9 protein-coding genes are annotated in these 11,370 nt (G+C 51.9%); 5 read left to right on the plus strand and 4 right to left on the minus strand.

Annotated features, from left to right (window positions below; translation table 11 throughout):
* Positions 1-84: 84 nt before the first annotated feature.
* On the plus strand, positions 85-1,743 hold the full coding sequence (locus IB222_RS08275; RefSeq protein ID WP_003834292.1) for an ATP-dependent endonuclease: 1,659 nt from the start codon (positions 85-87) through the stop codon (positions 1,741-1,743).
* Here IB222_RS08275 and IB222_RS08280 read toward each other — a convergent pair.
* Positions 1,740-2,690, minus strand: coding sequence for a VirK/YbjX family protein (locus tag IB222_RS08280; protein ID WP_003834290.1), 951 nt, complete (start codon positions 2,688-2,690; stop codon positions 1,740-1,742). The two genes, IB222_RS08275 and IB222_RS08280, sit on opposite strands and share 4 nt — an antisense overlap.
* A 159-nt stretch (positions 2,691-2,849) precedes the next feature.
* Here IB222_RS08280 and macA point away from each other — a divergent pair, with 159 nt between their 5' ends.
* Together macA and macB are read left to right on the plus strand one after the other, a co-directional pair.
* The gene (gene macA, locus IB222_RS08285; protein WP_148361767.1) at positions 2,850-3,965 is read left to right on the plus strand and encodes a macrolide transporter subunit MacA; all 1,116 of its coding nucleotides are present in this window, start codon (positions 2,850-2,852) and stop codon (positions 3,963-3,965) included.
* Positions 3,962-5,908, plus strand: a complete 1,947-nt coding sequence (gene macB, locus IB222_RS08290; RefSeq protein WP_048215946.1) for a macrolide ABC transporter ATP-binding protein/permease MacB — start codon at positions 3,962-3,964, stop codon at positions 5,906-5,908. The genes macA and macB overlap by 4 nt, the downstream gene beginning before the upstream one ends.
* 74 nt (positions 5,909-5,982) lie before the next feature.
* On the opposite strand, the gene cspD is transcribed toward macB, so the two are convergent.
* Positions 5,983-6,207, minus strand: coding sequence for a cold shock-like protein CspD (cspD, locus tag IB222_RS08295; RefSeq protein ID WP_003036813.1), 225 nt, complete (start codon positions 6,205-6,207; stop codon positions 5,983-5,985).
* 323 nt (positions 6,208-6,530) lie between these two features.
* On the opposite strand from cspD, the gene clpS reads away from it, so the two are divergent.
* Positions 6,531-6,851, plus strand: coding sequence for an ATP-dependent Clp protease adapter ClpS (gene clpS / locus IB222_RS08300; RefSeq protein WP_003036810.1), 321 nt, complete (start codon positions 6,531-6,533; stop codon positions 6,849-6,851).
* Between the two features lie 30 nt (positions 6,852-6,881).
* Complete coding sequence (gene clpA, locus IB222_RS08305; protein WP_003036804.1) at positions 6,882-9,158, plus strand: ATP-dependent Clp protease ATP-binding subunit ClpA; 2,277 nt, start codon at positions 6,882-6,884, stop codon at positions 9,156-9,158.
* Positions 9,159-9,426: 268 nt separating this feature from the next.
* Here the strand turns inward: clpA and yegQ are convergent, their stop codons facing one another.
* Entirely contained in the window at positions 9,427-10,788 is a 1,362-nt protein-coding gene (gene yegQ, locus IB222_RS08310) for a tRNA 5-hydroxyuridine modification protein YegQ (protein ID WP_003834280.1), read from the minus strand.
* A gap of 159 nt (positions 10,789-10,947) precedes the next feature.
* Positions 10,948-11,280 carry a YegP family protein gene (locus IB222_RS08315; RefSeq protein ID WP_003834279.1) on the minus strand — a complete coding sequence of 111 codons (333 nt, stop codon included), beginning with the start codon at positions 11,278-11,280 and terminating at the stop codon, positions 10,948-10,950.
* Positions 11,281-11,370 lie beyond the last annotated feature (90 nt).

Genomic DNA, 11,370 nt, shown 5'->3' on the forward strand with positions numbered 1-11,370 from the left:
TGATCATACCGGGTGTCCTGAGCGCCCGCTTGCCGTTATACTCCTGATAACTTGAAGGAAAAAGTTAGCATTTCCGGAGGCTATATGATTCTCGAACGCGTTGAGATTGTTGGATTTCGTGGTATTAACCGTCTGTCGTTGATGCTGGAGCAGAGCAACGTGCTGATTGGGGAGAACGCGTGGGGTAAATCCAGTCTGCTGGATGCCTTGACCCTGCTGCTGTCGCCGGAGTCAGACCTGTATCATTTTGTCCGCGAGGATTTCTGGTTCCCGCCGGGTGATATACAGGGCCGGGAACACCACCTGCACATTATCCTGACGTTTCGTGAATCCCAACCAGGTCGTCACCGGGTGCGTCGCTATCGTCCTCTGGAAGCCAGCTGGACGCCGTGCCAGGATGGCTATCACCGCATTTTTTATCGCCTGGAAGGCGAGTGTGCGGATGACGGTAGCGTTCTGACCTTGCGCAGTTTTCTTGACGGCGACGGCCATCCATTACCTCTCGATGACATTAACGATCAGGCGCGACACCTCGTGCGCCTGATGCCGGTACTGCGTCTGCGTGACGCGCGATTTATGCGACGGATCCGCAACGGTACGGTGCCAGATTCGGCGGATGTCGAAGTCACCGCCCGCCAACTGGATTTTCTGGCGCGTGAGCTGGCTACCCGGCCGCAAAACCTGACAGACGGGCAGATCCGTCAGGGTTTATCGGCCATGGTACAGCTGTTGGAGCACTATTTTTCCGAGCAGGGGGCTGGCCAGTCCCGCTACCGTCTGATGCGCCGTCGCTCCAATAACGAACAACGGAGCTGGCGCTATCTGGACATTATTAACCGCATGATTGATAAACCCGGCGGACGTACGCACCGGGTTATTCTGTTGGGCCTGTTTTCGACCTTGTTGCAGGCCAAAGGCACGCTAAGGCTGGATAAAGACGCCCGACCTTTATTGCTGGTGGAAGATCCAGAAACGCGTTTACATCCCATCATGCTGTCGGTGGCCTGGCACTTGTTGAATTTACTGCCTCTGCAGCGAGTGGCGACCACCAACTCCGGTGAGCTGCTGTCCCTTACGCCTGTTGAACATGTTGTTCGTCTGGTACGTGAATCATCCCGCGTCGCTGCCTGGCGGCTGGGGCCGGGTGGGATCAGTGCAGAAGATGGTCGGCGAATCGCATTTCATATTCGTTTTAATCGTGCGTCATCGTTGTTTGCCCGCTGCTGGTTGCTGGTAGAAGGTGAAACGGAAACCTGGGTGATTAACGAACTGGCCCGCCAGTGCGGACACCACTTTGATGCGGAAGGGATTAAAGTCATTGAATTTGCCCAGTCCGGTCTTAAGCCGCTGGTTAAATTCGCCCGCCGGATGGGAATAGAGTGGCATGTGCTGGTCGATGGAGATGAAGCCGGGAAAAAGTACGCGGCCACGGTACGTAGCTTATTGAATGACGACAGAGAGGAAGAGCGCGAGCATTTGACCATGCTCCCCGCGCTGGATATGGAACACTTTATGTATCGCCAGGGGTTTGCTGACGTCTTTCACCGGGTGGCGCAAATTCCGGAGAACGTGCCTATGAATATGCGCAAAATAATCTCCAAGGCGATTCATCGGTCGTCAAAACCGGATCTGGCGATCGAGGTGGCGATGGAAGCCGGGCGGCGGGGCGTTGATGCGGTGCCAACGCTGCTGCGAAAAATGTTTTCCCGCGTGCTGTGGCTGGCACGCGGCAGAGCGGATTAGTGGCGAAACATCGACGACAGCTGCGAATGGATGCTGTCCAGTAGCTGATAGCGGCGGCGGTATTCTGCGCGTTTTTTGCTCGCAATATCCGCCTCGCTTTTTCGCGCCAGCGTGCGCGGAATATGATAGTACCCGTTGCTGTCGCACTCACCGCCAACCGACTCCCAAAAAGTGTTGTAGTCGGAAAGGATTACCTTGTTTTTATCGTCGTAGCGCGGGCTGCGAAAAATATGCTGTTCATTGCTTACAGCCAGAATTTGTTCGATATTTAATTGTTCCGCAAAACAGCAAATGGCTTCCATCACAATACGTTTTGGGAAAATCCCATGGCATGATTTGGTCGCTTTTTGAATTTCTTCATGTGGCAGTAATCGGCTGCCTCCCTGTAACCCGCCAATAAACAGTGTACTGCTCCCTTCATAATTGCAAAGCGTAAACGTCATTTCCGCTAAAGTCTCGCCAGTGCAATTGCGTACCAGAATGGTGCTTTCACCTTCTTTATCCAGTATGATGAATGAAGTCATTATTACGCTAAATACTTCGCTATTTTTTCCCTCAATTTGTGCTAGTTGTAATCCATCTTCACTTAAATAATTCTTAAATTCAGTGGCTGAAAAAAAGCTACGGATAGCATTGTAATGATAACGCACGGCATCCAGTTTCGTTTTGTGGTCAAGATTTTTCGCGAGATAGGCGCGATGCAAACGAACCGGCAATCGTGGCTGGCGTGCAAGTATGCTATCAAGGTCAGGCCATTGCGCCAACTCGGTCATCCATTCACGCGTTAATCGCGGCATAAGCGCTGAGCGCAACAAAAACTTACGACGAAAGCTACGCTGATGCCAAAATTGTCCGGGGCGCCAATGTCCGGTCATCAGGCTACAAAAGAGGCTAAAACTTGTGACTGGTTTTGAAGAATGAAAAGTGCTTTCAGTTAGCTGGCTCATAATATAAATCCGATTGATACCCTTGTACTAATTTCAGCACAGCGGATCTTAACCATTCATCAATAACTCTGTTATTCTTGCGCTTTTCAACGGCGATTTATTTAACGTTGATGTTTAGCACTCCACTCTGGTGGACGTATTGGGGGAATTGGGACATTTATGAAGCTCAAGGGAAAAATCAAAAAACGCTATTTTCTGTTCGCCATCATCCTTATTGTGGCGGTAATTGCACTTTGGCGAACGCTTAATGCGCCTTTACCTCAGTATCAAACATTAATTGTTCGTCCTGGCGATCTGCAGCAAAGCGTGTTGGCTACCGGTAAGCTGGATGCGCTGCGTAAAGTTGACGTCGGGGCGCAGGTCAGCGGGCAGTTAAAAACGCTGTCGGTTGCGATTGGCGATAAAGTAAAAAAGGATCAGTTGCTCGGCGTTATCGATCCTGAACAGGCGCAAAACCAAATTAAAGAGGTTGAAGCAACGCTGATGGAATTGCGCGCCCAGCGTTTACAAGCCGAAGCTGAGTGGAAGCTGGCGCGGGTTACTCTTTCCCGCCAACAACAGCTGGCGAAAACCCAGGCTGTTTCACAGCAGGATCTCGACACGGCGGCCACCGAAATGGCGGTCAAACAGGCGCAAATTGGCACAATTGACGCGCAAATTAAACGTAATCAGGCCTCACTCGATACGGCAAAAACCAACCTTGATTACACCCGCATCGTTGCGCCAATGGCTGGCGAAGTAACGCAAATTACTACGCTGCAAGGGCAAACCGTTATTGCCGCCCAGCAGGCCCCTAATATTCTGACGCTGGCGGATATGAGCACCATGCTGGTAAAAGCGCAGGTTTCTGAGGCTGATGTAATTCACCTGCATCCAGGGCAAAAGGCCTGGTTTACCGTGCTGGGCGATCCGCAAACACGCTATGAAGGTAAACTCAAAGATGTTCTTCCGACGCCAGAGAAAGTGAATGATGCGATTTTCTACTATGCCCGCTTCGAAGTTCCAAACCCGAAAGGGATCCTGCGTTTGGATATGACCGCGCAGGTCCATATCCAGCTCACGGATGTCAAAAATGTCCTGACCATCCCGCTGTCGGCTCTGGGCGATCCTATTGGCAATAATCGTTATAACGTCAGGCTGCTGCGTAACGGCGAAACCCGCGAACGTGAAGTGGTTATCGGCGCGCGTAATGACACCGATGTGGAGATCGTGAAAGGGCTGGAAGAGGGGGATGAAGTCATTACCGGTGAGGGCAACGCTGGAGCTGCAAAATGACAGCATTGCTTGAGCTGAGCCATATCCGCCGCAGCTATCCGTCAGGTGAAGGCCAGGTTGAGGTGTTGAAGGACGTATCCTTGAGCATTCAGGCCGGGGAAATGGTGGCGATTGTCGGGGCGTCGGGTTCGGGTAAATCGACGCTGATGAACATTCTCGGCTGTCTGGATAAGCCAACCAGCGGTACGTATCGCGTTGCCGGACGCGATGTCTCTACGCTGGATAGCGATGCGCTAGCGCAACTCCGTCGTGAGCATTTTGGTTTTATCTTCCAGCGCTATCACCTGCTGTCGCATTTAACCGCCGCACAAAACGTTGAGGTACCCGCGGTCTACGCTGGCACTGAACGTAAGCAGCGCCTGGCGCGTGCGCAGGAATTACTCCAGCGGCTGGGGTTGGGTGACCGGGTTGACTATCAACCTTCCCAGCTCTCCGGTGGTCAGCAGCAGCGGGTCAGTATCGCGCGTGCGCTGATGAACGGGGGGCAGGTTATTCTTGCCGACGAACCCACCGGTGCACTGGATAGCCATTCCGGCGAAGAGGTGATGGCGATTTTGCATCAGCTGCGCGATCGCGGGCATACGGTAATTATCGTTACTCACGACAGCCAGGTCGCCGCGCAGGCCGAACGGGTCATTGAAATTCGTGACGGCGAGATTGTGCGCAATCCACCGCCACAGAAACCCTCTGGCGGACGCGATATCGCGGAGCCAACGGTGAAAACGGCATCCGGCTGGAGCCAATTTGTCAGCGGTTTTCGTGAAGCGCTTACCATGGCCTGGCTGGCAATGGCCGCGAATAAAATGCGAACGCTACTGACCATGCTTGGGATCATCATCGGTATTGCTTCGGTGGTGTCGATCGTGGTGGTAGGCGATGCGGCTAAACAACTGGTACTGGCAGATATTCGCGCTATTGGTACTAACACCATTGATATCTATCCTGGCAAAGACTTCGGCGACGACGATCCGCAATATCAACAGGCGTTGAAGTATGACGATTTGACGGCGCTACAGAAGCAGCCCTGGGTCAGTTCAGTAACGCCTGCAGTGTCGAAGAACCTGCGGTTACGCTATGGCAACATCGATGTTGCTGCCAGTGCTAATGGCGTTAGCGGCGACTATTTCAACGTCTATGGCATGACATTTAGCGAAGGGACCACCTTTAACGCCGAGCAACTGGCGGGGCGTGCTCAGGTGGTGGTGCTCGACAGCAATACCCGTCGTCAGTTGTTCCCCAACAAAGCGAAAGTTGTTGGCGAGGTCGTGCTGGTGGGGAATATGCCTGCCACGGTGATTGGTGTTGCAGAAGAGAAACAGTCGATGTTTGGCAGTAGCAAGATCCTGCGTGTCTGGCTGCCTTACAGCACTATGTCCGGGCGCATAATGGGACAGTCGTGGCTGAACTCGATCACCGTGCGGGTGAAGGATGGTTTTGACAGTGCCCAGGCCGAACAGCAACTGACCCGACTGTTGACGTTGCGCCACGGTAAGAAGGATTTCTTCACTTGGAATATGGACGGTATCTTGAAAACCGCCGAAAAGACCACACGTACATTACAACTCTTCCTGACGCTGGTGGCGGTGATTTCGCTGGTGGTCGGTGGGATTGGCGTGATGAATATTATGCTGGTTTCGGTAACCGAACGAACGCGTGAGATTGGCATTCGTATGGCGGTTGGCGCTCGCGCCAGTGACGTGCTGCAACAGTTCTTAATTGAAGCAGTGTTGGTGTGTCTGGTTGGCGGCGCGTTGGGCATTAGCCTGTCGATGCTGATCGCCTTTACGCTACAGCTATTTCTGCCGGGCTGGGAAATTGGATTTTCACCCGTCGCGCTGTTGACGGCTTTCCTGTGTTCGACTGCAACCGGGGTGTTGTTTGGCTGGCTACCGGCGCGGAATGCGGCACGTCTGGATCCGGTAGATGCTCTGGCGCGGGAATAATGCCACAGAGATAAAAATGCCAGCCGCAAGGGCTGGCATTTTGACTGCGGGATGTACACAATGAGACAGAAGAGCTATGCGACAGCTTCTGCTTCAATGACAGGCACGATGACACTGGCATGATTGCCTTTTGGCCCCTGGTGGACATCAAACTGGACAGACTGTCCGGCTTTTAGCGTTCTGTAACCATCCATCTGAATGGTGGAGTAATGGGCGAAAATATCTTCGCCGCCGCCTTCGGGGCAAATGAAACCAAACCCTTTGGCGTTGTTGAACCACTTAACAGTACCCGTTTCCATACTTCGACATCCTTCGTAAATCTTATATAAGTAAGATGGAATGAACCGGTGGCGGAGTGGGGGCTGTTCAAAACCTCGCCAACTCTCGAAACTACAATTTAGAGAAATCAGGCGGGGCGTCAAGCGCCATACAGACGGAATAGGGTAAAAATGCATCAAAATTTGAAGCAGTTAACGCTATTGTCGGTTATGTGACAGATGTCGCGGATGGCACTAATAGATGATAGTTATCTAATACTTGAGGTAGATTGATTGTGCGCATAGGCTGCTTGTCAGCGGCAAGATTTTCTGCCGGAAACCGTAACTGAAGATGACGACTGACAATGGGTAAGACGAACGACTGGCTGGATTTCGATCTGCTGGCGGAAGACAAATTGCGCGACGCGCTAAAACCGCCATCTATGTATAAAGTGATATTAGTCAATGATGATTACACTCCGATGGAGTTTGTTATTGACGTGTTACAAAAATTCTTTTCTTATGATGTAGAACGTGCAACGCAACTGATGCTTGCAGTTCACTATCAAGGTAAAGCTATCTGCGGTGTGTTCACTGCCGAAGTGGCTGAAACCAAAGTAGCGATGGTGAACAAATATGCGAGGGAGAACGAGCATCCGTTGCTGTGTACGCTGGAAAAAGCCTGAATGCAGGCATAAACATTGGGGGAGGTGCCTATGCTCAATCAAGAACTGGAACTCAGTTTAAACATGGCTTTCGCCAGAGCGCGCGAGCACCGACATGAGTTTATGACCGTCGAGCACTTGTTACTGGCGTTGCTCAGTAACCCATCGGCCCGCGAAGCGCTGGAAGCGTGTTCTGTGGATCTGGTGGCGCTCCGTCAGGAACTCGAAGCCTTCATTGAACAGACCACACCTGTATTGCCTGCCAGTGAGGAAGAGCGCGACACGCAGCCAACGTTGAGTTTTCAGCGTGTACTGCAACGCGCGGTCTTTCATGTTCAGTCCTCCGGGCGCAATGAAGTTACCGGCGCAAATGTGCTGGTCGCTATCTTCAGCGAGCAGGAATCTCAGGCGGCTTATCTGCTGCGTAAGCATGAAGTAAGTCGTCTTGATGTGGTGAATTTTATTTCTCATGGCACGCGCAAAGACGAACCCAGCCAGTCTTCTGACTCTGGGAATCAGCCAAATAACGAAGAGCAAGCTGGCGGGGAGGACCGTATGGAAAACTTCACGACTAACCTTAACCAGCTTGCCCGAGTGGGCGGAATTGATCCGCTCATTGGCCGGGACAAAGAGCTGGAGCGCGCCATTCAGGTACTGTGCCGTCGCAGAAAAAACAACCCGCTGCTGGTGGGAGAGTCTGGTGTCGGTAAAACCGCCATTGCCGAAGGTCTCGCCTGGCGTATCGTCCAGGGTGATGTGCCTGAAATTATGGCTGATTGTACTCTTTACTCCCTGGATATCGGCTCGCTGCTGGCAGGCACCAAATATCGCGGTGATTTTGAAAAACGCTTTAAGGCGCTGTTGAAACAGCTGGAACAGGATACTAACAGCATTCTGTTTATCGATGAGATCCACACCATTATTGGTGCGGGTGCGGCATCGGGCGGCCAGGTGGATGCGGCTAACCTGATCAAGCCGCTGCTCTCCAGCGGGAAGATTCGTGTGATAGGGTCCACAACCTATCAGGAATTCAGCAATATCTTTGAAAAGGATCGTGCCTTAGCGCGCCGTTTCCAGAAAATCGATGTCACTGAGCCATCGGTAGAAGAGACCGTGCAGATCATCAACGGTCTGAAGCCGAAATACGAAGCGCACCATGACGTCCGCTATACCGCCAAAGCGGTGCGTGCAGCAGTCGAACTGGCGGTGAAATACATTAACGATCGTCATCTGCCGGATAAAGCGATTGACGTGATTGATGAGGCGGGCGCGCGTGCGCGTCTGATGCCGGTCAGCAAGCGCAAGAAAACCGTCAACGTGGCGGATATCGAGTCCGTTGTGGCCCGCATTGCGCGGATCCCGGAGAAGAGCGTTTCGCAGAGCGATCGCGACACGCTGAAAAACCTGGGCAACCGTCTGAAAATGCTGGTATTCGGACAGGATAAAGCCATTGAGGCGCTGACTGAAGCGATCAAAATGAGCCGTGCCGGTCTGGGACACGAGCATAAACCGGTCGGTTCGTTCCTGTTTGCCGGGCCAACTGGCGTCGGTAAGACCGAAGTTACGGTGCAGTTGTCCAAAGCACTCGGTATTGAACTGCTGCGTTTTGATATGTCCGAATATATGGAACGCCACACCGTCAGCCGCCTGATTGGTGCGCCTCCGGGGTATGTCGGTTTCGACCAGGGCGGTTTGCTGACCGATGCTGTTATTAAGCATCCGCATGCGGTACTGCTGCTGGATGAAATCGAAAAAGCACACCCGGATGTCTTTAACCTGCTGTTGCAGGTGATGGATAACGGCACGCTGACCGACAATAACGGGCGTAAAGCGGATTTCCGCAATGTGGTGCTGGTCATGACCACCAACGCCGGTGTGCGTGAAACTGAGCGTAAATCGATTGGGTTGATTCATCAGGACAATAGTACTGATGCAATGGGCGAAATCAAAAAAGTGTTTACGCCGGAATTCCGTAACCGCCTCGACAACATTATCTGGTTTGATCATCTCTCTACCGAGGTGATTCATCAGGTTGTTGATAAGTTTATCGTCGAGCTTCAGGTTCAGCTGGATCAGAAAGGTGTCTCTCTGGAAGTGAGCCAGGAAGCACGTGACTGGCTGGCAGAGAAAGGCTACGACCGCGCAATGGGCGCACGTCCAATGACGCGTGTTGTCCAGGATAACCTGAAAAAACCATTGGCTAACGAACTGCTGTTCGGTTCGCTGGTGGATGGTGGCCAGGTGACCGTTGCGCTGGATAAAGAGAAAAATGAGCTGACTTATGGTTTCCAGAGTGCGCAAAAGCACAAGCCAGAAGCTGCACATTAATCTTTAATCACCTAATCAGCCGGGCGTAATGCCCGGTTTTTTTTCGCCTGATAAAAGTGATTTGAATTGGGATATTCAGGGAGTTTAAACGGCAGGCAAAAAATAAGCCTGCGTAAGGGAGATTACGCAGGCTAAGGAGGTGGTTCCTGGTACAGCTAGCATTTATGGGTTATGTTTTTCAGCGGAGGGGATAATACCCTTAATGAACGAAACGGTATGTGATCGATTTCTAAGAATCTTCCGAACGCTGAAAAATAACCGTAATTAACTACTTAGCATGCGGGTCGCGCGTGGACTCACCGGTAAAATTACGCATCAACAATGCATAATTCAGATCTATATCCTCCGGTACAGGCATCCACACGGTGTAACCATCGCCCGGCGCAACCGGCATCGCTTCGCCTTTCGCGTTTTCCATCTGTTCGAGGGTAAAGTTGATGTTGCCCTGTGGGGTCATCAGCTCCAGGCTGTCGCCGACGGTGAATTTGTTTTTCACCAGTACGGCTGCCAGTTCACCTTTACGTTCGCCGGTAAACTCGCCGACAAACTGCTGACGCTCGGAAACTGAGAAGCCGTATTCGTAGTTCTGATAGTCGTCATGCGTATGGCGGCGCAGGAATCCTTCGGTGTAACCACGATGCGCCAGACCTTCCAGCGTTTCCAGCAGTTGCGGGTCGAACGGTTTACCGGCTGCGGCATCATCAATGGCTTTACGATAGACCTGCGCGGTACGTGCACAGTAATAGTATGACTTGGTGCGGCCTTCGATCTTCAGGGAATGCACACCCATCTGCGTCAGACGTTCAACGTGGGCAATGGCACGCAAATCCTTCGAATTCATGATGTAAGTGCCGTGTTCGTCTTCGAACGCGGTCATGTACTCGCCCGGGCGCTGGGCTTCTTCGATCATAAAGACTTTGTCTGTCGGTGCGCCAATACCCAGCGTAGGCTCAACGTTTTGTACCGGGATAGGCTCGTACTTATGCACGATATTGCCCACCACGTCTTCTTTGCCTTCCTGCACGTTGTATTCCCAGCGGCAGGCATTGGTGCAGGTACCCTGGTTAGGGTCACGTTTGTTGATATAGCCAGAAAGCAGGCAACGGCCGGAGTAGGCCATACACAGCGCACCGTGAACGAAGATCTCAAGCTCCATATCCGGCACCTGGGTGCGGATCTCTTCGATTTCTTCCAGCGACAGCTCGCGGGAGAGGATCACGCGGGTCAGCCCCATCTGCTTCCAGAATTTCACCGTCGCCCAGTTTACGGCGTTAGCCTGTACTGAAAGGTGAATGTCCATGTCAGGGAAGTTTTCGCGCACCAGCATAATCAGACCAGGGTCTGACATGATCAGTGCATCCGGCCCCATTTCCACCACCGGTTTCAGATCACGAATGAAGGTCTTCAGCTTGGCATTGTGTGGGGCAATGTTAACCACCACATAGAATTTTTTACCCAGTTCATGAGCTTCATTAATGCCGAGCTGCAGGTTTTCGTGGTTGAATTCGTTGTTGCGTACGCGCAGTGAGTAACGCGGTTGGCCCGCATACACAGCGTCTGCGCCATAGGCGAAAGCGTAACGCATGTTTTTCAGCGTTCCCGCCGGGGAAAGGAGTTCCGGTTTAAACATAATTTTCTCGTTCTGATGACAGGTCAGACTCGCCTCACTCAATGAGGCGGTTAGGGGAGTGCCCCCATATTAAGGGCGGGCATTGTAGCGCTGCGAGGAAGTCAGGTAAAGAAAAACGCCGGGCGACAGCGTTGCGTTACCCGGCTGAGCGAGTAATTATCAGGTCTTATCTTTTATCGTCTGACTGGCACCATTGGTCTTAACTGAAGCAATACCGGTCTCGCGTGACTGTTCATTCGCATACAGTTGACTGCTACCAATAATCTGGTGGTTTGCAGCTTTCAGGTTGAAATGTAATTTGCCATTAGCCGCTGTTTTTTTCTCATAACGCTCATCCAGAGGGCTGTTAGCCTGGACAGATGCGATCCCTTTTTCTGCAGCGCCTTTTGTAGTGTAAAGCTCACTGGTAAGGATTATTTCCCCGTTCCCAGCTTTAAGAACAAAGCGGTACTGATCATCGCTACTCTTACTTAATTCAAACCAACCAGCCATATGAACTCCTTGATTAAAAGTTTTATATCAAACAGTTATTGACGACAGTATTGTCAGAAACAGTATGAGCGATATTTGGAGAGTTGCTAG

Source organism: Citrobacter sp. C13 (assembly GCF_014596815.2).
Lineage (GTDB): Bacteria > Pseudomonadota > Gammaproteobacteria > Enterobacterales > Enterobacteriaceae > Citrobacter > Citrobacter portucalensis.